Origin of the sequence: Salmonella sp. SJTUF14076 (assembly GCF_015534835.1) — a bacterium.
Lineage (GTDB): Bacteria > Pseudomonadota > Gammaproteobacteria > Enterobacterales > Enterobacteriaceae > Salmonella > Salmonella enterica.
Map to the genome: position 1 here is coordinate 2,130,532 of NZ_CP064674.1, position 22,433 is coordinate 2,152,964.

Genomic DNA, 22,433 nt, shown 5'->3' on the forward strand with positions numbered 1-22,433 from the left:
TCCCTAATAAAGTTCATGATCGTTGCGGCGGAGGGTCTCCAGGTTGATACGCCCCAACATTTTGTAATAGCTCCATAGCGTATAGAGCAGTACGATTGGCAGAAAAATCAGCACAATCATCAGCATGATTTCGAGCGTCATCTGGCTGGAGGTGCTGTCCCACACCGTCAGGCTGGAGAGAGGACTAACACTCGACGGCATCACAAAAGGAAATAGCGTTATGCCGGCGGTAAAGATGACGCAGGCCTGGGTCAGGGAAGCGAACAGAAATCCACGAATAGTCTGACCGCGAAGGCAGGCATAGAAAGCCAGAATCGGCAGGATCATACCGAGCAACGGGATGATGAGCAGTAGCGGCGAGCGTATAAAGTGGTTCATCCATGCGCCAGGGAGTATCGCTACGCCTTTTAAGAGCGGATTGGAAGGACCGTTGGCATCCTGCGTGAGTAAGACAAAGCCATCAACGCCGGCCCACAGCCAGTAACCGGCCAGCAGGAAGCAGATCACGATCAGCAGCGCGCTGTGGCGGGTGGCCGACAGAGCCCGTTGACGAATAACGCCCTCCGTTTTCAACTGTAACCAGACGCCTCCTTGCATAATCACCAACGACAGACTCAATAATCCACACAGTAGGGCAAAGGGCGAGAGTAACTGCCAGAAGGTGCCAAAATAGTCAACATGAAGCTGCGGCGTGAAGGCAAACGGCACGCCTAAAAACAGGTTGCCAAACGCGATGCCGAATATGACTGGGGGCACCAGGCTGCCGATAACCAGACCGGTATCCCACAGCGCGCGCCAGCGGGCATTGGCGATTTTACCCCGATAATCAAAGGCCAGCGGGCGAAAGAAGAGGGCACACAGCACCAGGATCATCGCCGCATAAAAACCGGAAAACGCGGCGGCATAGACCCGTGGCCAGGCGGCGAATAATGCCCCGCCCGCGAGAATCAACCATACCTGGTTTCCTTCCCAGTGGGCGCCGACGCTATTGATCAATACCCGGCGTTCGTCATCGTTGCGCGCTATCAGCGGGAGCAGGCAACCGACACCCATATCAAACCCGTCAGTTACCATAAATGCCACCAGGATGACGCCGATCAGCAGCCACCAAATGAACCGCAACGTTTCATAATCCAACATGATTGTCTCCTTTATCCCTGTTGTTGCGCTTGTTGTTGATGTTGCATGGCGCTCGGCCCAAGACGCGCGTACTTCTGCATCAGATAGACTTCCGCGATTAAAAACAGGGTGTAAAGTCCGAGGATAAGCCCCATTGAGAAGGCCAACTGTCCAGGCGTCAGCGCGGAGTGAGCGTACCAGGTCGGCAGAATGTCCTGAATCGCCCAGGGCTGACGGCCAAACTCCGTCATAAACCAACCGGCTTCAATGGCAATCCACGGTAACGGCAGGCTCCAGAGCGTCATACGCAATACCCAGCGATGCTGGTCGATACGCATTCGCAGCGTCTGTATCAACGCAATCAACATCACCACTAACAGCAGCGAACCGCAGCCGACCATAATACGGAAACTCCAGAACACCGGCGCCACCTGAGGAATAGCGCCACGCTGGGCCGCACGATACTGCTCCGGCGTCACATGGTTCATATCCGGGGCATATTTCGCCAGCAGAATGCCGTACCCCAGATCGCCCTCAACGGTGTGAAACGCATTCAGTACCTGCGGCGAGCGATTGCCTTGCGCTATCTCCTGCATGAGTAGCCAGGCCTCCCGGCCACGCTTCAGGCGCGGCAGAGTGTCGTCCATTAGGTTTTTTAACCCCGGAACCGGCGTATCCAGCGAATGGGTGGCCAGAATACCCAGCAGAGCAGGGATCTTCACGGCAAATGCATTACGCTCCTGTTCCTGCTGCGGCCAGGCAATCAGATGAAACGGCGCGGGCGCGGGTTCGGTTTGCCATTCGCCTTCCATCGCCGCCAGTTTCACCGGCTGAATTTGGGCGACCTCGTAGGCCGAACTGTCCCCCAGTTGCAGGGTTCCCAGAATGGCCAGGGTGCCGAATACTGAGCCGATAGCAAACGAGCGCAAGGCCACCTCACGCTCGCGGCCACGTAGCAGATACCAGGCGCTGATGGACATAATAAACATGGCGCCGGTGACATAACCGGACATGACGGTATGGACGAATTTCACCTGGCTCACCGGGTTAAAGACCAGATCGCTGAAGCTGCTCATTTCCATCCGTAACGTATCGATGTTGAAATGAGCGCCGGTAGGATACTGCATCCAGCCATTGGCATTCAGAATCCATAATGCTGAAATATTGGAGCCGAAGGCCACCAGCCAGGTGACCAGCAGGTGTTGGTATTTATTCAGCCGCTGCCAGCCGAAAAAGAACAGACCGACAAAAGTGGATTCGAGAAAAAAGGCCAGTAACGCTTCCATCGCCAGCGGCGCGCCGAAAATATCGCCCACATAGTTGGAATAGAGCGACCAGTTAGTCCCGAACTGAAACTCCATAGTCAGGCCGGTAGCCACACCGAGAGCAAAATTGATCCCGAAGAGCTTGCCCCAGAAACGCGTCATATCGCGGTAGACGGTTCTCCCCGTCACCACATAGATCGTCTCCATGACGGCCAGCAAAAAAATCAGCCCAAGCGTAAGAGGAACAAATAAAAAGTGATACAGCGCGGTCAGCGCAAACTGCCAGCGCGATAAGTCAATGACATCCCACATGCTAACTCCTGTAGGCAGAAAGAGAGTAAAAAGCTAATCAGTACCGGACACCGGTGACGTTCCTGTTGAGAGCGCTAGCGCGTCTCCAGCCATCGGCAGACTTCATCCAGGCGCTGGCGCGAGTCGGCCAGATCTTCCGGGGCCGCCAGTACCAGCTCCGGCAAAGGACAAATCTCATAGCTATCGAGCAACGGCCCTTTAAGGGCGTCCAGACAGCGCACATGCCAGAGATGGCGCAATGCTGTGGCGTTGATTTGGCTTTCGCCATACCCGGAGATGCGAATCTGGATGTTCCCGTGTCCGCATAAACGCGCCAGAAAAAGACGATCGGCCTCGCTGAGCGGCAGTTGGGTCAAATTGATGCTGTGAGGTTGCAACGCCGGATCGCGTACGTGCGCCAATAACTCATGGGCCAGCGGCAGTCCATTCATCAGGCCAGCGACAGGCGGAGGCAGCAGAGAGTCGTCAGGCAGCGTATCGGCAGTCGCCGCTTGCCACAATGTCAGGGGCGCGCTACCCGCTTCCAGACGATCCGTCAGCAGACGTCGGTTATGCAGATGGCGTACCCGCCACAGGCCGCAGAAGATGGTCTCCTGGATCTCGCTTTCACTCCCGTCCGGATGCTGAATGCGTACCGAGACTTCGCCTTCGCCCAATAGCGTATTGAGGAATGAGAGATCATCGGCATTCAGGGGAGATAACTCCCATCCCAGCACGTCGCCGACTTCCGGGATGCGCCGGGCAAGCTGACCTCGCAGATCGGTCAACAATGCCATCACCGCCGGGCTGTGAGCGCAGCGCTCCAGCGCCGCCATACTTGGGTCGCCATTGACCTGACAGGCGAGCGGTAAGGGATTCATCGAGAAACTGGCGTCATCAGGCTGCGTACCTGGCCCCAGCAGATGAAAAAAGGCGTTGCTCATTGTACTGTCTCCTGCGCTGCGGGAGTGTCAACCATCGAACGCATCAGCGTGAGCAGTTCAGCCCAGGGATGAATGCCGCTGAGCGCGCCGCGTAGCTCGCCGTCTGTAAAAACCAACGTCGCCGGAAACCGACGTACATTAAAGCGATCGCCGATAGCTTCGCTTTGTTCAAGGTCGGCCACCGCCACCTGCCAGTCAAACTGCGGGAACTCACGCAGGAGTTCGGCAATCATCACCGGGTTATCGCTGACTTCCGGCGTACGCCGCGGATCGCTACTTAACAGGATGACGCCATCTCCAACCAGTTTGATCCAGTCGTCTACCGTAGAAGCCTCTACCGGTTGCCATCCACGGGTTAACAGGCGTTGCCATAGCGCAAAGAACGGGGTGTCATTCGCCACTTCTTTTGCCCTCCAGACGTGTCTGATACTGACGTATGCGCACTCCCTCATAATTTTCCATCGACAGGCATTTATAGTTCAGGCAGCGTGCGACCTCATTTGCCTCCGGCACGATCCCCCAGGCGGCCAGTTGCGCCAGGGCGGCCTGTTCTGCCGCCGGTAGCTGGCTGCGAGCTATTTCGCTCAGGCTACCGCCGTAGTCGTCCAGTAGCGCCGGTTGCAGGCCGACCAGCGCAATGTGACAGGGCAGATGCCCGCGGATGTCGGCCAGCGCCAGAACTTCGGAAAAACTGTTTTGATGCAGGCTCATTTTTTTGGCGCTGAGATACGCGGGGATTTTCTCGCCGGCATAGGTTCGCAGGCTGCCCGGCGCCAGGCCGTAATCGATCGCGTCAAGGAGCAGGAGATGGCTGGCTTGCTCAACATAACCTAACAGGTTTAGCCCTTGCGTACCGCCGTCCACAATTTCTACCTCTTCAGGCCAGTGATATCGGGCATACAAACGCTCCGCGACCCGGATACCGAATCCTTCATCGGCCCACAGCAGGTTTCCTAATCCCATCACCACTACACGTTGCGCATTCATGAGGGCTCCTTGTCGTGCGGTTTGGGGAATTTGTGGCTGCGATAGCCATTGATCATGGTGGAGATCACCGTATCGTCGGACATAATGTCTTCCCGGATAGCGAGGTAAACGTGCCCGACGATGAAGGCGGCGATCAGCCACATGCCCAGTCGGTGCCAGCTGTGAATATCGATGGAGTTGCCGCCGGTCCAGTAGAAAAATTCAACTACATAGCGGAACGGCGCAAAGATGGCGTACTGGCTATGCTCGCCAAACAGAGCGAAACCGGTGAGGATCATAAATACCGACAACAGGAAATAGCCGAACATCGCGGCCTGCGCGACAGGATTATGTCCGATGTCGCTCCCCGGTTTTTTCTCCAGAAACAGATACCAGCGGACCACGGAGAAAGCGCCTTGCCACCAACTGCGACGCCAGACCGGGACGATAAACAGCTCTCGCGAATAGCGGTTGCCGACACAGGCCCAATAAATTCGCCCCAGCAGTAACACGGTAAAGATCATCGCGGCGGCAAAGTGGATCAGCCGGATATAGCCCATGTAAAACAGATAGGTCGCCTCGCCACTCACCGACGGCAGCGGTCGGCCAATGAAGTAGCCTGTTACCATCAGTACCAACATGCAGGCCACCGTTAGCCAGTGCCACAGGCGTACCGGCGCTTCAAACACATAGTGGCTGACGGCAGTATCACGCGCCTCCCCGACGCGTGGAGATAGCTTTCCAGTCATCGTTCTTTTCCTTAACGCTTAGCGTACCTGGACGGCAATCAGTTCGCTGCCGTCGTCGCCGAGCACGTGGGTTGAACAGGCGAGACAGGGGTCGAAGCTGTGCAGCGTCCTCAGGATTTCTAACGGTTGGTCGGGAATCGCCATTTGCGTTCCCATCAATGCCGCTTCATAGGCGCCGATCTGTTTTTTAGGATCGCGCGGGCTGGCGTTCCAGGTGGTGGGGACCACGCACTGATAGAGTTCAATCTTCTGATCGCGTATTGACGCCCAGTGTCCCAACGCTCCACGAGGCGCTTCGGTAAAACCGATGCCGCGGCAGTGCTGCGGCCAACTGGCCGGTTCCCATTTCTCGGTATTGGCGGTGGCCAGGTCGCCGTTTTTCAGGTTGGTCATAAGCCTGTCGAAAAAATACTGCAGCTTACCGACGGCCCATTGCGCTTCGTGCGCGCGGCATAAAATACGGCCAAGCGTAGACTGGATACCGGAGAGCGGCAGTTTAAGGGCAGACATCATGCGATCTACCGACTCTATGGTGGCGGCATCCCCTTTGTGATACGCGATAAGCGTTCGGGCAAGCGGGCCGACTTCCATGGCATGACCCCGCCAGCGCGGCGCTTTAATCCAGGAGTAGCGTTCCTGCTCGTTGAGCTGCTGGATATGCGTATCGCTGCCTTTGACATCACCGGGGTTGTACCAGGGATCGGTAATGCCGTCAAAAGGATGACGCCCCAGCCGATCGTCCGGATAGCGGTACCAGGCGTGATCCACAAACTCCTGTATCTGCTGCGGATCGGCCAAATCTACCGGCATGACATTTTTAAAATCGCCATTGACCACCGCGCCGCCCGGCATTAACAGGCTTTGCTGGCTGAAGTCGTTGGCAATGTCCGGAAATGCGCCGTAGCTCAGCACGCATTTATCCGACAGACCGGTGCCAATTTGACTCCATGCTTTATTGAACTGGCCGATAGCCAGTGCGTCCGGAACCATCACGTTGTTAATGAAGTCGGCGGTGCGGGTGATGATCGACTGCACCAGGTTGAGGCGCTCCATATTGATAGCCCCGACCGCGCCGCTTTGATCGAGATTGATCGCGCACGGCATCCCGCCAACGATCCAGTTAGGATGGGGGTTCTTACCGCCAAATATGGTATGGATTTTGACGATCTCGCGCTGGAAGTCGAGGGCTTCAAGATAGTGGGCAAAGCCCATCAGATTAGCCTCTGGCGACAGTTTGTACTGTGGATGTCCCCAATAGCCGTTACGGAATATCCCAAGCTGGCCACCATCGACAAATTTCTTTAATCGATTTTGTACGTCAAAGAAGTAGCCCGGCGATGACATCGGCCAGGCGGAAAGGCTTTGCGCCAACTGCGAGGTGGCGCGCGGATCGGCTTTCAGCGCATTCAGAACATCAATCCAGTCCATACCGGCTAACTGATAAAAATGGACCAGATGATCGTGACACCACAACGTAGCCAGCATGATGTTACGTATAATATTGGCGTTATCCGGCACCTGGATACCAATCGCATCTTCGATAGCGTACACTGATGCCAGAGCATGTACCCCGGTACAGACACCACAAATACGTTCAACAAACGCCCAGGCGTCACGCGGGTCACGGCCTTGCAGAATGATCTCCAGCCCGCGGAACATTGTGCCGCAGGAAACGGCATTGGTAATGACGTTTTGCTCATCAATGTTCACTTCGCAGCGCATATGCCCTTCGATGCGGGTAATCGGGTCCACGATCAGACGACGGCCGGCGTCGTTAACGGTATAACCCTGGGTTTGATACTGGTTACTCATGCCTGTTTATCCTCATTGTCCGGCTGTTGTTCGGCTTGCGCTAACTGTTGTTTGTGGCGTTTACGTTGGTTGAGCGCGCTGGCGATAGCGTGACCGCCAACGCCCGCCGCGACCACGCCCAGCGCGGTCAGCCCCACCGTATCGGCGGTTGAATGGGTACCCATCTGGGGAATATCCACCACGCGGCTATAAAACGAGCCGCGATCCCAGAAACCATTTTCTGAACATCCCAGACATCCGTGACCGGACTGGATAGGAAAGGAGACGCCGTCATTCCAGCGTGTGGAGGAGCAGGCGTTATAGGTGGTTGGCCCTTTACAGCCCATCTTGTACAGGCAGTATCCCTTGCGGGCGGCGTCATCATCCCAGCTCTCGACAAATTCACCGGCATCAAAATGGGCGCGACGGTAGCATTTATCGTGGATACGCTGACCATAGAACATCAGTGGACGGCCCATGCGATCGAGTTCCGGCAGACGATCAAACGTCACCATATAGGTGATAATGGCGCTCATGACATCCGGGATTGGTGGACATCCAGGGACTTTCACGATCGGCTTGTCGGTGATCACTTTATCGATAGGCGTTGCCTGGGTCGGATTGGGGCGGGCGGCCTGGACGCAACCCCAGGAGGCGCAGTTTCCCCAGGCGATAATAGCGCTGGCGCCCGCGGCGGCTTTCTTCAGTTTTTCAATAAACGGGCGGCCGCCGCTGATACAGAACATTCCTTGCTCTCCTAACGGCGGATTGCCTTCCACCGCCAGAATGTATTTCCCGGCGTAGCGAGTGGTAATATCGTCAAAGACTTCTTCGGCCTGTGCGCCGGCGGCGGCCATCAGGGTGTCGTCATAATCGAGGGAAATCAGCGAGAGGATCACATCTTTGGCTAGCGGGTGCGAGGAACGGATAAAGGATTCGGTACAGCAGGTGCATTCCAGTCCATGAATCCAGACCACCGGAATCCGCGGTTTATTCTCCAGCGCCCAGGCGATCTGTGGCGTCATTCCGGCGCCCAGTCCCAGCGATGTGGCGGCAAGGCTACAGAATTTGAGAAAGCTGCGTCGGGTCACTCCCTTACGACGCATGGCTTGATAAAAGGTCTCCTCGTTATTCATAACGCGTATTTTTTCTCCTTTTTGCACCACGCTCCGCCAGGGGCATAAGGCGCTTTTGCGGGTCCGTTGACGTTCCGCCAGCAAGGTAAATCATTGGGTTACGCGCGAGCGCGGAAACGAGCCCGATTCACTTTGCACCGGCGTATATCGCCAGAAATAATGTAAAAAAGCGTATCGGATTAACGATAAGAAACAATGTGAAGTGTGTGGGTATAGCTTATAGCGGTATATTTATACCCATTATCGGTTTTTCGGCGAAAGGGCCGTGGCGGGGAAGGACGGTTGAGCTTGTTCCAGGATGAGGTTTTCAGTGAGCAACCTCGGGTAGATTTAGCCTGGTCTCGCCATTTCAGGGATACGTAAGTTGACGCAAAAGGAGGGAGGGTTTGATGTCATCGTTAAAAGAAGCATACTTCGTGATGATTTTTATATAAAATGATGGTGCTGGTTTTAAAGGAATGCAAAAAAGAGACCATTTGAAAGAGGGCGCCCCATGAAAAATAACATCAGATTTGACTTATCCGATTATTTGATTCATTTTTTTCGGGACGTTAATTTAGAGACCGGTAGCCATATTTATTTGCCTGAACACTGTGGTTTTAATAATCAGCACCACGCCTGTTTCATTGATGCTAAATATTTACTTCGATTATCTTTACGCAGTCATAAAATTTTCTCGTCCTGGTCATACCGAAATGGGCAACGAACCGTATATGGCGACTCCCCGGTGGTATGCTTTACAGATATGCCGATTGCAGCTTATTTAGAAACTGGTGTACGCCGATTAGAACGAAATGAAAAAATCGGTTTATATGCAATCGTTTTACCTAAAGAGCAAATGTTTAATTATGGGGCAAGGCCAGTCATATATGGGTTGGATGAGCATAACAATGCTCGATGCTCGCAAGGCAGATATGGGGAACGTATTCTTGATGAAACGGCTCTTCCTCTGATTGAACAATATAGATATGTTACTTATGTTCCAGGTAAGATTGACTGGACACATGAACGCGAATGGCGATGGCCATATCGTGGCGATATTAAAAATTTCCTTAATCATATTAAAGAGTATGGTATTCCGGAAAACATTGAAAGCACCCCAGGGTTTGATTTTAAATCAAGCGAAATAAGTGGTGCGGGAATAATTGTCCCGTTTGCAGAAGATATCCCTACCGTAGCTCACGATATTTTAACTTTAATTGACCGGGGTGTCATTGGAAGAAATACTTTCAAATTCATTATAGCTGTAGAGAGTTTACAATCATGGACCCAGCTCTCGGAACCGGGTGCGTTACTGTCCTGTATTAATGACAATACTTTCGAATTTGAATCTTTTTTTGATTTATCTGCATCTAAAGTAAAAAATTATGCTGACTCTATCAATGATTATGTAAGTGAATTATATTCAAAAAAAGATTTTTTAAATGATAATTATGCAATGGAATTTGGAAATGCCTGGGTCTGGATTCATGATAACCAATCCCAGGTGGTACGGGCGTTACTGCAGGCTGGAATGATCAAGGTTAATAAAGAAGGGCGGTACTTATTAGATGTTAATTTGGCTTCTGTTGATTGGCCATTAAGAAGAAAAGAGGCTTTCGCAAGTCATGTTGCGGGATGGCTCAAACATCGTTTTGATATCGAAGCGGGAAGGTATTCCGTTCGGGGAAAAGATGATTATGATGCGATCCCAAGTTATGAGACGCCGCTAAAGGATCAGCATCCTTTTTATAATCATACAGTGAATGTCGACTGGTAATTAAGAAAAAAACTTACCCTGTTAGCTCTGCGTTAATTGAGCCTGTCAGTATGAGTTGAGATATTATGAAATAAAAAATCCACGCGGCTGCGTGGATTTTATGAGTTTCTTTGCCTCTTATGAGATTCAGCAAAACCTCATAAGACAACAATTTTTACTTAGACGTTGAACCGTAACTTATGTGATATCATATTGATTAATATATTTTTATTAATTATTTGTTTTTTATGTACTCATAGTTATACTCATTTTCGAACTGGCTCGCATTCGTAATGCGAAGGTCGTAGGTTCGACTCCTATTGTCCCATTTAAATCAAGTGGTTAGCTAAATAACCTCCTTCTTTTTACAAGCCAACCTTAATCTATGTAACGGCTGGTGTAAGTAAATTTAATCTACATTGATCAACGTAAAATCCTTCTTAGCTATCGAGTTTTCCTCAGGCAGCTAGCCAAACGCTGGGTTAATTTCTCCCTGATTTTTACGAATAAAATTCATGCTATAGCTATTCCCGCTATTAGTAGCGGGAATAGCTATAGCTGTGTTTATGTACGAACAAAAAAACGCCAGCATTAGAAGGACTGGTGCGGGTGATGGGATTAGGAGAATGAAGAGTTATGTATGGGCTACAGAAGCATATTTTTCGGGTGGGGCTGGGATCATTATCATAAATGTCGCTCCTAGCGAAGGTGGTCAGTAGTGATATTGCTGATGGATTTATAACTCTGACGTTTCATCAATCCGCTGGCCCGGCGTGCACGAAGAATGTCGATACTGCAGACTGCTCCATAATCGTAAATCCATTACGGTCAGTACGTACCAGCTCATATTTTTCAACGATAAAAGCCACAGCGTTTCTGAGTGAGATACCAGTGTAACCATCCCGCATAATCGTGCCATTCACATTTAGAGATCATCCGGCATAATCAATCTGCCAACGAAGGAGATCGCTATGCGTAAAGCCCGTTTTGCTGAGCATCAGATCATCGCTGTGATTAAGTCGGTTGAAGCCGGACGAACTGTTAAAGATGTCTGCCGGGAAGCCGGTATTTCTGAAGCCACCTGCTCAACTGGAAGTCCAGATACGGGAGTATGGAGGCTTCTGATATTAAAAAGATCAAGGACCTTGAGGACGAGAACCGACGTCTCAAACAGATGTTTGCCGACCTGAGCCTTGAGAACCGGGCGCTGAAAGACGTTATCGAAAAAAGTTTTAAAACCAGCCTTTAAGCGTGAGCTGGTTACTCATCTGATAACGACGTTTGGACTCAGTATCCGTCAGGCCTACCGTAGTCTGAACCTGAGCAGAACGGTTTACCATTACCGCCTGGATACCACGCGTGATGACCCCGTTATTGCCGCGCTGCAGGCAGTGGCAGAGCGATACCCACGATACGAATTTCCGAATCTCTTCCAGGTTCTGCGGCGGCAGGTTGTAGTGGACCACAAAAGGATCCATCGTATTTACTGTCTGCTGAAGCTGAATTTTCGCCGTAAGGGCAAACAACGCCTGCCGGTACGCAATCCCTTACCACTGGCCACACCGGAAGCGCTGAACCAGAGCTAGTCTGTCGATTTTATGCATGATGCCCTGGTCTGTAACCGTCGTTTTCGCACGTTCAATGTCGTCGATGACTTTAACCGTGAGGTGTTGTCGATTGAAATCGATCTGAATCTGTCAGCTTTGCGAGTGGTATGTGTACTCGACAGGATCGCGACAAACCGTGGCTATCCGGCCATGCTTCGCATGGATAACGGACCGGAATTTATCTCTCTGGCGCTGGCTGAATGGGCAGAGAAATATGCAGTAAAACTGGAATTTATCCAGCCGGGTAAGCCGACGCAGAACGCTTTCATTGAGCGCTTTAACCGGACATACTGAACGGAAATACTCGATTTTTATCTGTTCAGAACGCTGAATGAAGTGCGGGAAATCATGGAAAAATGGTTGTCAGAATATAACTGTGAACGCCCGCATGAATCACTGAACAATATGACACCGGAGTAATATCGACAACACCATTATTTGGCCGGGATCTCAAAAAATGCATGGAACTAAAGCGGGTCTATTTACAAGGGCAACCAGCGACGAACGGTTCCGGCGTGTAACTGGTACCCTGTTATTTCGTTGATTTTTATCGCCAGTAGTTCTGTACTCCAGCATGAGCGTTGATAACCAAAATCACCGGGAAAGTGTTTTATCAGTTCACGTAACAGGGTGCAGATATGCTCAAAAGGCCAGCGTCGGGAGCATTCTGCAGGTAAGGATTCCAGGCCTTCCGCACTCGACAACGTGAACCAGTTAATCCAGCGTCCAACGGATGAACGGGCGCAACAGAGCGTTCTGGCAACATAACTGACCCGCTCACCCCGTGCAGCATCCGCATAGCGATTAGTCTGCGGGCATAATTTTTATCGCATGTTTTATGGATAGCTTTCTGCATCTGACGTCGTTCGTCACGGGGAATGGGTGTAGACTGGCCCCCTGAATCTCCAGACAACCAATATCACTTAAATAAGTGATAGTCTTAATACTAGTTTTTAGACTAGTCATTGGAGAGCAGATGATTGATGTCTTAGGACCGGAGAAACGCAGACGGCGTACTACACAGGAAAAGATCGCTATTGTTCAGCAGAGTTTTGAACCGGGAATGACGGTCTCCCTTGTTGCCCGGCAACACGGTGTGGCAGCCAGCCAGTTATTTCTCTGGCGCAAGCAATACCAGGAGGGAAGTCTTACTGCTGTGGCCGCAGGAGAGCAGGTCGTTCCTGCCTCTGAACTTGCTGCTGCCATGAAGCAGATTAAAGAACTCCAGCGCCTGCTCGGCAAAAAAACGATGGAAAATGAACTCCTTAAAGAAGCCGTTGAATACGGGCGTGCAAAAAAGTGGATAGCGCACGCGCCCTTATTGCCCGGGGATGGGGAGTAAGCTTAGTCAGCCGTTGTCTCCGGGTGTCGCGTGCGCAGTTGCACGTAATTCTCAGACGAACCGATGACTGGAAAGATGGTCGCCGCAGCCGTCACTCAGATGATACGGATGTGCTTCTCCGTATACACCATGTTATCGGAGAGCTGCCCACGTATGGTTATCGTCGGGTATGGGCGCTGCTTCGCAGACAGGCCGAACTTGATGGTATGCCTGCGATCAATGCCAAACGTGTTTACCGGATCATGCGCCAGAATGCGCTGTTGCTTGAGCGAAAAACCGCTGTACCGCCATCGAAACGGGCACATACTGGCAAAGTGGCCGTGAAAGAAAGCAATCAACGATGGTGCTCTGACGGGTTCGAGTTCCGCTGTGATAACGGAGAAAAACTGCGAGTCACGTTCGCGCTGGACTGCTGTGACCGTGAGGCACTGCACTGGGCAGTCACTACGGGCGGCTTCGACAGTGAAACAGTACAGGACGTCATGCTGGGAGCGGTGGAACGCCGCTTCGGCAACGAGCTTCCGGCGTCTCCAGTAGAGTGGCTGACGGATAATGGTTCATGCTACCGGGCTAATGAAACACGGCAGTTTGCCCGGATGTTGGGGCTTGAACCGAAGAACACGGCGGTGCGGAGTCCGGAGAGTAACGGCATAGCAGAGAGCTTCGTGAAAACGATAAAGCGTGACTACATCAGTATCATGCCTAAACCAGACGGGTTAACGGCAGCAAAGAACCTTGCAGAGGCGTTCGAGCATTATAACGAATGGCATCCGCATAGTGCACTGGGTTATCGCTCGCCACGGGAATATCTGCGGCAGCAGGCCAGTAATGGGTTAAGTGATAACAGGTGTCTGGAAATATAGGGGCAAATCCAGGGTGTTATGATCGGCATCGCTCAGTCCGGTTGGTGATTTGTTTTGATTTGGCGATTGATCAGAACGCACAATCCGGGCTGAGTTCCCTTTAAGTGATCTACTATTCCGCGCAGCTATTTAGCGACCAATAATAGCCGAACAATATTCTTTTGTGCCAGAAATGAATATTATGAAAAATTATCTGATAAGAAAAATTGCACTCAACAATCATTTTTATGGTATTATCCGAAATGAGGCTATAAACTTCACCATGCACTAAGACTACGCAATAGTAATATCTATATAAAACAGATAAATTATTTAAATATATACCCATCGTCTTTGAAGATGCTTGATTTTTCATGAACATCCCCAATATCTTTAACATGAAAGTTGAACTCACCGCCGGACAAAAGGCAGAACTTGAATTCCTCCATCGTGCATGCCGCGATAAGAGAGAATGCGATCGTATTAAAGCTATCCTTCTGGCTTCTGAGGACTGGAGCGTCCCCATGATTGCTCAGGCTCTTCGTCTTCATGAGACCACTGTGCAACGGCATATCAGCGAGTACCTGAACAAGGGTAAACTGATGCCCGAAAATGGGGGTTCTGACAGCCATCTCAGTGAGGCGCAAACGGCTGAACTTACTGAATATCTGACGAATAACCTTATGCCAACCACTCTGGCCATCATTGAAATGGTTGATGAGTGGTGGGGCGTCCGCTATACCGTTGCGGGTATGACCAAATGGCTGCACCGCAATGGCTTCAGCTACAGAAAACCTGTTGGCGTTCCACATAAATGCAGTACACAAGCGCAGCAGGCGTTCGTGGAAACGTACGAAAAGCTGAAACAGGAAGCCGGTGACGATGAACCCATCCTGTTCATTGTTCATTGATGGTGTTCACCCGACGCAGGGAACAAAGCTGGCGTATGGCTGGATGCCCGCCGGGAAGAAAGCCCAGGTAGTGGAAACCACGGGCAGTCGTACCCGCCTGAACATCATGGGAGCCCTGAACCTGAACGACATCGGCAGTACGGTGATCAGGGAGTATGACACCATCAACAGCCTGAGTATCTGTCAGTTCTTTATCGCCATCCGGGAAGCGTATCCAGTAACGCAGAAAGTGCATATTATCCTTGACGGCGCAGGCTATCACCGTGCGGAACTGGTACAGGACTGGGCGGTAGTGATGAATATAGAGCTTCACTGGCTGCCGCCATACAGCCCCAATCTTAACCCGATAGAGCGGTTATGGAAGGTAATGAATGAGCTGGTGAGAAACAATTATTACTTCGCCACGGCAAAGGAATTTAAGGAGAATATACACCACTTCTTCAGTGATACCTTACCGGGACTTGCCGGGAGCCTGTCGTGTCGTATTAATGATCACTTCCAGAAGATGAAAAATGCATCTTCAAGTTAATTGAGTATAGAGGGAATTATGACTGAAAAAATCATTCTTAATCTTGATGCACCTGAATATCATGACGCATTTAATCCAGGTGCAACACAAAGTAATGAGCGTGAGTTATGGCAAGTTCAGGCAAATAGCAAGCTGATTGAAAACCTGATCAGAATGGGTTTTGACTCGCGGAAATACAAAGAACATCTTAAACAAAATAATTATGCCCGCCTGACTAGCTACCATCATGCTATTTTTATCAGCGGTGCACGTGGGGCAGGGAAAACGGTTTTTCTGCGTAACGCTCAAGCCGTATGGAATGATTATCGGGAAAAATTCCCAAGTAGTCCAAAATTACATTTTATTGATGTAATCGATCCGACACTGTTAGATATCGACGATCGGTTTTCCGAAGTTATTATTGCCTCTGTCTATGCTGCAGTTGAAGATAATTTAAAACATCCTGATATCAGACAAACCGTAAAAGACGATTTTTTCCATGCGCTTAAAACATTGTCAGGTGCGTTGGGAAAACCGCAGGAAATTGATGAACTACGCGGTATCGATCGTATTCAGAAGTACCGTTCTGGCATTCACCTCGAACGCTACTTTCACCTGTTTTTAGTTGCCAGCGTTAACCTGTTAGATTGCGATGCCCTAGTTTTACCGATTGATGACGTTGATATGAAAATCGATAACGCCTTTGCGGTGCTGGATGATATTCGTTGTTTATTATCTTGCCCACTGATCCTGCCTCTTGTTAGCGGGGATGAAGATCTCTATCGTTACGTCACCACGCAGTCCTTCTCTCAGGGTTACGGTAGAGGCTACGGCGCTGGCACCATTTCCGAACAGTTATCAAAATCGTATTTAACAAAAATATTTCCCGGGCATTCCCGCTTGCCGCTACAGCCGATTAATGAATTGCTGAACAAGCTGGTGATCCGCTATCAGGATGAAAACAATGAAGTCAGGCAAGAAAAAAGCATCTCATTTTCACAGTATGAAACACAGCTAAAAGAGAAATTTTATGCGCTGTGCAATGGCCAAGAACGCAGCACACAGTGGCCACAGCCGATCAGCGCGCGTGAAGCCACTCAGTTGATTCGCACACTTCCGCCTAAATTATTATCTGAAGAGACACCCAATGAGATTGATGTCTGGCGAAAATATTTAAGCTGGGCAGAGGAACATGAAGATGGTGTGTCTGCCACCAATATCGAAAGCTATTTGGCAATTCTGGGCTTCCAGTCAGCCACACAATTTGATTTTACAAAGCTGATTGCCTTCAATCCTAAACTGCAAGCTGATCGCTATAGCTGGGCGGAAAAAGATCTCCTCAGTCAGCAATTAGAAATGATCTCGAAGATGAAAGCCCATGAAACCAATTACGATATACTTAATTCACTGAATTTAGTGGGAATATTACGCAGCATGCCCCCGCTTGAGTTCATCATGGAGCCGATGTACATTCGTACGCCGGTTGCAAGTAATCCTCAGGACAGCGCTATACTGCTGGCACTATACACACATCACGACTACTACAGCCGTCAACTAAACCGGCGCTATCACGTCTTTTTTAGCCGCGCCTTTGAATTTTTGTCATGGTCATTACTGGCGGTTACCGGCAACCTTCCAGAGACATTTTTCGAAAAAGAGAAATTCAAAGGCCTCTTCAGAAATCTGTTCTTCCGAGCGCCTTTTTACTCTATTTTTTCAATGAACCACACTAAAGAGATCAATGAAGAAGAGGGGGAGACGCACTATCAGGATAATCCGGTCGATTACACGGCTGAGATTGATAAGCTTATCAACGAAACATATGCGTGGGTGAAAGAACGCCAGGTGATGGAGCTTAAGGGTAAAAACTTTATTCCGTTACTCAGCGTGGTCTTTAATAAAGTGTTTTCGCAGTTGTCCGTTTTACGTATCAATTTGACGGACAGGAAAATGGCCAGAGAAGAGTTTCTGTCCGATTTATCACGCCGCTTTGAATATATCTTCATCAATGCTCTGCTCACGTTTACTAAAGATGGGTTGGTGGTGAATACCAACGTTGCGACCGGCGCCCGCGCGTCTATCGTGCGCAGCTTTAGCGAGTTTTCTAAATATGACCGGACGTTATCACGAAATATGGCTGGCGTTATGAACGTTGAGATAGAGGAGGGGAAGGTTAATATTATCCAGTCAGGCAATAGTCCGGTTGCGAAACTGGCTGTCGCGATGTGGTGCCATCCTATCTTTAATATTAAGACAGAGAAAGCGTATCCGATTGGGGATGCGGCCAGCAGTTTAGCCACCGACGATAATATTTTTCTACATATGGATTTTGAAGAAATGAAAGATTTCTATTTTAAAAACTCCGGTAATAGCACGATAAGAATGGCCGAAGTACGGGAGTGGGCCACTGCAAATCGGCAAATGGCCAGCTCTATGCAACACCAGATGCTTGCCAATCCCAACATCCGTCCTTTGGTTCATGGCACATCACAAATTGCCCGGCTGTATCGTGGATTGGAACAAGGCACCAACCAGCAGGCGGATAACTAAACCATGTACAATCAGGATCCGCATTGGTTGATACCCACGGTCTACATGGCGTCTGACCGATTATTTTATCACCATATTACTCATCATATTGATGCCGGAAAACGTGATGTTGAAGCATCATCGGGGGAAGAAGAAAGCATTGCTCGGGCCGCATTGGATTATCAGTTTTATTTCGGCGGACGTTTGCGTAAAGAAGATATTGCCAACAGCTTGCAATGCTGGCGCGCAGGTGCCAGCGAGGAACCACATCGTTTTGTTATCAAGAAATTAGTACAGCGTTTTCTGGTCTGGCGGGGCAATGGCTTCGAGGTAAAACGTGAGCAATTAGAGTCCTGGCTGATGCTCTGTTCCGTATTCGATCCCGCATGGATCATCGCAGCGGGCTACGCGGAGTTATATCACAGTAGCGTGCTGTCTGAACGCGACGTGACGGTCTTGTTAACCGGTAATCAATGTCCGTTTGCATTTCCAGTTGAAAACAACGATGTCCATTATGCAGATAACCACGTACACTTTAACGGTCATGGGTATACTTCGTTATCCATGCTGAGCTTTATTGAACGTTCGCACGTTGTGCATGACGGTTTTAAATGGCCTTATCGTCAGGAATATACCTATTTCGAAAGCCAGCGCCTGCAGAAAGAAAACCTTCCACATTGGCTTTGTGCTTATACCTCATCGTTGTTAAAACTGATATTTAACCATCAAGCATCTATTGACCACGGCCAATTATCATTAGATTTAAGCAGTCATCTAACCGGCGACCAGCTATTAACGCTGGACGATATAAAAAGCTTCTATCAACCCGCCACGGCTCAGCAGCGGATTCTGTCTTTATCGACGGATAATGACCTGACAGGTCATGCTAAATGGCTGCTGTTTTGCTTCGGCTTAATGGTGGGAAAAGAACAACCCAGCTATCAGTTAGTCCTGAATAATTTGATACGTGGTTGTAATATTCTACGTAATTATATGGTTGTTTCTTCGTTGGGCCTAGGGCAATTTATGGATTTTTTTGGTGCAGCGCGCATGGGGGTGCAGCGCGAGAAAAAATTTAACGATACGGTGAATTTTGATAACAAGCCGTCTGTTTATCGAGAGTATCGCGTTGGCTCTGACTTTTTAGTTGGTCGAAAGAAAAAACCGAATATTTACCACCATCAGTTGACGGATTTTTTCACTCAGCATGATGCAATTAATAAAGCCGAACATGCACACATTGTAGTGCATTTCAGTAGGCGCTTGGCTGGTGCTAAACGTACCGATAAACGTGTCGAAGCGACGCGCGGGAAATTGTTCCAACTGGTCAGGGAATTTGAAAAATTCTCTACCTCATTAAGCATGCAACATACGGTCTATCAACCTGACATAACCGCGCCGGGTACCAATATTGACGTGCGTAAATTGGTGCGCGGTTACGATGTCGCAGGTAATGAAAATGATTTGCCCATTGAAGTGTTCGCGCCCGCGCTCCGGGTTTTGCGTGCGGCGAAATATTCAGCCGGTGAGCATTGGTCGATCAGGCTGCCAAGGCCGTTTATTACAGTCCATGCTGGAGAAGATTATGGACATTTATTGTGTGGTTTGAGGGCGATCGATGAAGCGGTAGAATTTTGCCAACTGGGCGAAGGAGACCGCATTGGCCACGGATTAGCCTTAGGTGTCGATGCCATAAAATGGGCGCGTGAACAAAAACGCGCCTACATCACTGCTGGGCAGCATATCGACAATCTTGTTTGGGCCTATCATCAGGCGGTTAAGCTGTCACAACATACGGCGGCGCACATCCCCGTAATGCATGAATTGCGCGATAAAATTCATCACTGGTCGCAGCGGATATTTAAAGATATCTATACGCCTAACTTACTTTATCAGGCGTGGCTGCTGCGCCGCAATTGGCCTGATTATGCTAACTTGGAGTCCGTCAGCGCGAATAGGCTGGAATGGGCCCCTGACTGGGATGCGTTGCAGGAAGATCATACGCCGTCAGTGAAAAATGTCACTGCTTATCGTTTATGGCAACGCTATCTCAACAGCGGTTTGCATGAAAAGGAGCCCGCCAACCGGATTATTTGCATTAACTGTTGTCCTAACGATACTGAGAGCTATTTGTCGCCCCTGTCTGAAGATGAGGATTTCATTTCTCAGGGGGAGCTTAAGCTGTATGAAGCCATTCAGGATTACCTAACCGAAAAATACAGCCGTCTTGGTTTAGTGTTTGAAGCCTGCCCAACCTCAAATATTTATATTGGTCGGTTTGAGAAATATCACGAACACCCGCTTTTTCGCTGGAATCCACCTAATCCAGAATGGTTGGCGACCGGCGGAAAATTTAACCAATACGGCCTGCGCAGCGGGCCGCTGGCGGTGTGTTTAAATACGGATGACAGCGCCTTGATGCCAACTACCATTGCGAACGAACACCGGCTGATACGTGAATGTTGTATCCAGCATTATGGCATCAACTCGTGGATGGCAGATTTGTGGATTGACGCTATTCGACAAAAAGGGATGATGGTCTTTCGAGCCAACCATCTCATGCAAGATGATGGCAACCACACCGCCTGATGTGGCCTCTTTCTCGCAGCAGAGTTTTACCTGGCGGCCCGTTCAGGTCCGCCACAAAACCGCTTTTCTCCAGGAAAATCATGCTGAACGATAGGGGCTGAGGCGATCTGATTTTGCTTCAAACTGTTTTATTGACCGTAGTCGGTCAATGTCCTTCTCATTTAAGAATAGCGTTGCATCGACCCATTGAACTCACAGCTCATAGCAGACGGTTTATAATAATTGTGCCCTGCTGGAGGGCACATTGCTATGTAAAATTTTAATTGATGCAGATTAGTTTTGCCAACTTAAGTTAAGCTTGGTTTCTCAATCCTTTTTCCCATCCAGCATGTCAATCATCATGGGATGAATTTTGTCGCAACTTATCTCTGGATTTTGTACAGCAAAATTCCATCCTTCATCCATCGCAGCAGCAACTTCAGTTGTTGAAGCTATGGGCCAGTCGCTTACGGTGCCATAGACTTTACGGATGGCCTGGTTCTTGTCCATACCCGAACGCTGCTGCTGGCATATACTGACCATCACTTCTGCGGCCTGAGCAGGCTGGCTTACCGGGTACGCTGCCAGCGCCGGAGCGGATACTGTTGTGATGAGCAGTGCGGTAATAATATGCTTCTTCATGGTGTTACCCCTCACTGAACCGGAATACCCTGGACCGGACTGTTGTCCCATGTCATCGGTCGGTCTTCCGGAATTGCCGGGGCACTGTTAGTGACCGGTTTGTCAAAAACAGGTTTTGCGCTGGTGGGAAGGTCATCCGGTGAAATAACACGGGTTTTCACACCCAACTTCCCACCAACAGCGGCGTTCATCTGGTCGCAGAGGGTTTTTATCTGGAGCCGGATACCGCTCTGGTTTATTCCTTCGCTTTTGAATTGCTGCTCAAGAATAAAGCGGTCCTGAAGGGAATGGTAATAGTTAATATTGTCCTTCGTTAATGTCATGATGTTGCCGCTATTATCCTGATAGCGATTGCTGCGGATAAGTTTGTCCAGTGCAGTTAAGGCCTCATCGCCAGTGTAACCATACTGGTGGCAGGTATTCAGGGTGGCATAAGCCTCATACAGCCCCTGCAAATTTTCTGCGGGGAGTGTTTTTGCCCCGGCACAACCTGAAAATGCCAGAAGCAACATGGCAGCGGTTTTCCTCATCTTCGGTGATCTCCTTTCATTGACGTTTTCATTATCCGTTATGCGCGCTACCGTTAACGGATGCGGATATTTCTGGTGATTTTCCTGGGTGTCAGCGGGCTGCGTTTTTCCACAAAGAAATACGCAACATTGAACGCGGATTTACGATGGTTGCCTCGGCCCAGGGAGGGCCAGTTTCTGAAGGATTCAATCTGTTCTTCGGTATAGGGCGTGTCAGAAAAATCGAACAGTACCAGCAGGGCTTTGCCGTCATACTTCATCAGTTTCTTTACTTCCGTGCTGTTGACTGAGGCTGACAGTGCAGAACGGGCGGCTCCTGGCTTACGGACGGCGAACTCCACCGCCACATCGTCAATGACGAAATCAATATAGCCATGCCCGGAGATACTGCCGGGCAGTTTCCCCCGGACTTCCGGTGAGACGCTGTCGGCAAACCAACCCAGCAGGTAGCAGCGTACCAGCGGTAGCAACTCCCGTTCACTGCATTCGTTAAGGCGCAGGGTTTTGACAAATGCTTTCCGGTAAAGGGAACTAAAAAGGTACTCAAAGCATTCCGTTACTTCAGTAATGGTGGTCGACATACCATGCTTCCTTCAGCTTTCGTTTTTGACAGACCTACCTGCATAGCGCTCAGGCCAGATGGTTTCGGGCGTAGTGTTCAGTGCCTCCGCAATAATCTTTTCCGCCCGCGGATAGTGGCGCTCAAAAGCGTTATTCAGCGTCCTGGAAGCCAGCCCGTGTTGCCGGGAGAGAGCTGACAGGGAAAGTCCCCGCTTATGCAGGGCGGCGACAATATCTGCCCGGTGCCAGTTAACAGCACTTCCCTTACTTCGCTTTTTTTGCGAATCTGTTGAGTTACTCAATGTATTCACTCCGGGTTGTTAGTACCGGAGATATTAAAAGCGAACAAAGGGAAGTTATCAAGTTCCTTTTGTGGTTATTTGCGCTCATTTAA

General features: G+C 49.9%; 16 protein-coding genes and 4 pseudogenes. 6 read left to right on the top strand and 14 right to left on the bottom strand.

Annotated elements, in window-relative coordinates; translation table 11 throughout:
* Window positions 1–3: 3 nt before the first annotated feature.
* From appB to hyaA, 8 genes are all read right to left on the bottom strand, one after another.
* Window positions 4–1,140, bottom strand: coding sequence for a cytochrome d ubiquinol oxidase subunit II (gene appB, locus HU143_RS10370; RefSeq protein WP_023227611.1), 1,137 nt, complete (start codon window positions 1,138–1,140; stop codon window positions 4–6).
* An 11-nt stretch (window positions 1,141–1,151) separates the two neighbouring features.
* Entirely contained in the window at window positions 1,152–2,696 is a 1,545-nt protein-coding gene (gene appC, locus HU143_RS10375; RefSeq protein WP_023227612.1) for a cytochrome bd-II oxidase subunit 1, read from the bottom strand.
* Window positions 2,697–2,770: 74 nt separating this feature from the next.
* Entirely contained in the window at window positions 2,771–3,619 is an 849-nt protein-coding gene (locus HU143_RS10380; protein ID WP_000063363.1) for a hydrogenase expression/formation protein, read from the bottom strand.
* Entirely contained in the window at window positions 3,616–4,020 is a 405-nt protein-coding gene (hyaE, locus tag HU143_RS10385) for a hydrogenase-1 operon protein HyaE (RefSeq protein WP_023227613.1), read from the bottom strand. Before hyaE ends, HU143_RS10380 begins: the two co-directional genes overlap by 4 nt.
* A complete protein-coding gene (gene hyaD / locus HU143_RS10390) occupies window positions 4,010–4,606 on the bottom strand; it encodes a hydrogenase 1 maturation protease (RefSeq protein WP_023227614.1) in 597 nt (198 codons plus the stop codon). The genes hyaE and hyaD overlap by 11 nt, the downstream gene beginning before the upstream one ends.
* A complete protein-coding gene (hyaC, locus tag HU143_RS10395; protein ID WP_000147031.1) occupies window positions 4,603–5,334 on the bottom strand; it encodes a Ni/Fe-hydrogenase b-type cytochrome subunit in 732 nt (243 codons plus the stop codon). The genes hyaD and hyaC overlap by 4 nt, the downstream gene beginning before the upstream one ends.
* A gap of 18 nt (window positions 5,335–5,352) precedes the next feature.
* Entirely contained in the window at window positions 5,353–7,146 is a 1,794-nt protein-coding gene (hyaB, locus tag HU143_RS10400; protein ID WP_000070982.1) for a Ni/Fe-hydrogenase large subunit, read from the bottom strand.
* On the bottom strand, window positions 7,143–8,261 hold the full coding sequence (hyaA, locus tag HU143_RS10405) for a hydrogenase 1 small subunit (RefSeq protein ID WP_023227615.1): 1,119 nt from the start codon (window positions 8,259–8,261) through the stop codon (window positions 7,143–7,145). Before hyaA ends, hyaB begins: the two co-directional genes overlap by 4 nt.
* 493 nt (window positions 8,262–8,754) lie before the next feature.
* On the opposite strand from hyaA, the gene HU143_RS10410 reads away from it, so the two are divergent.
* Window positions 8,755–10,020, top strand: a complete 1,266-nt coding sequence (locus HU143_RS10410) for a DUF4427 domain-containing protein (protein ID WP_023227616.1) — start codon at window positions 8,755–8,757, stop codon at window positions 10,018–10,020.
* Between the two features lie 678 nt (window positions 10,021–10,698).
* On the opposite strand, the pseudogene HU143_RS10415 reads toward HU143_RS10410, so the two are convergent.
* Window positions 10,699–10,889, bottom strand: a pseudogene (locus HU143_RS10415) (TA system toxin CbtA family protein); the annotation flags it as partial.
* A gap of 81 nt (window positions 10,890–10,970) precedes the next feature.
* Between HU143_RS10415 and HU143_RS10420 the strand changes: the two are divergent.
* A pseudogene (locus tag HU143_RS10420) lies at window positions 10,971–12,026 on the top strand (IS3 family transposase).
* Between the two features lie 68 nt (window positions 12,027–12,094).
* Here HU143_RS10420 and HU143_RS10425 read toward each other — a convergent pair.
* Window positions 12,095–12,462, bottom strand: a pseudogene (locus HU143_RS10425) (helix-turn-helix domain-containing protein); the annotation flags it as partial.
* A gap of 120 nt (window positions 12,463–12,582) precedes the next feature.
* Here HU143_RS10425 and HU143_RS10430 point away from each other — a divergent pair.
* The 4 genes and pseudogenes from HU143_RS10430 (at window position 12,583) to rdrB (ending at window position 20,327) form a co-directional block, all read left to right on the top strand.
* A protein-coding gene (locus HU143_RS10430; protein WP_089541817.1) for an IS3 family transposase occupies window positions 12,583–13,811 on the top strand; the annotation gives its coding sequence in 2 pieces (ribosomal slippage) (window positions 12,583–12,898 and window positions 12,898–13,811; 1,230 coding nt in all).
* 377 nt (window positions 13,812–14,188) lie between these two features.
* Window positions 14,189–15,230 (top strand): annotated as a pseudogene (locus HU143_RS10435) (IS630 family transposase).
* Between the two features lie 18 nt (window positions 15,231–15,248).
* Complete coding sequence (gene rdrA, locus HU143_RS10440) at window positions 15,249–17,759, top strand: antiviral RADAR system adenosine triphosphatase RdrA (protein ID WP_000136607.1); 2,511 nt, start codon at window positions 15,249–15,251, stop codon at window positions 17,757–17,759.
* A gap of 3 nt (window positions 17,760–17,762) precedes the next feature.
* On the top strand, window positions 17,763–20,327 hold the full coding sequence (gene rdrB / locus HU143_RS10445) for an antiviral RADAR system adenosine deaminase RdrB (protein ID WP_001442952.1): 2,565 nt from the start codon (window positions 17,763–17,765) through the stop codon (window positions 20,325–20,327).
* Window positions 20,328–20,633: 306 nt separating this feature from the next.
* On the opposite strand, the gene HU143_RS10450 is transcribed toward rdrB, so the two are convergent.
* From HU143_RS10450 to HU143_RS10465, 4 genes are read right to left on the bottom strand one after another with little or no spacing between them, the layout of a single operon-like run.
* Window positions 20,634–20,948 (bottom strand): hypothetical protein, encoded by a 315-nt coding sequence (locus tag HU143_RS10450; protein WP_000716184.1) that lies wholly within the window; start codon window positions 20,946–20,948, stop codon window positions 20,634–20,636.
* Between the two features lie 11 nt (window positions 20,949–20,959).
* Window positions 20,960–21,478: a hypothetical protein gene (locus HU143_RS10455; RefSeq protein WP_001232453.1), complete on the bottom strand. Its 519-nt coding sequence runs from the start codon at window positions 21,476–21,478 to the stop codon at window positions 20,960–20,962.
* A gap of 53 nt (window positions 21,479–21,531) precedes the next feature.
* A complete protein-coding gene (locus HU143_RS10460; RefSeq protein WP_000108266.1) occupies window positions 21,532–22,059 on the bottom strand; it encodes a hypothetical protein in 528 nt (175 codons plus the stop codon).
* A 12-nt stretch (window positions 22,060–22,071) separates the two neighbouring features.
* Window positions 22,072–22,341, bottom strand: coding sequence for a helix-turn-helix domain-containing protein (locus HU143_RS10465; protein ID WP_001442951.1), 270 nt, complete (start codon window positions 22,339–22,341; stop codon window positions 22,072–22,074).
* Window positions 22,342–22,433: the final 92 nt, after the last annotated feature.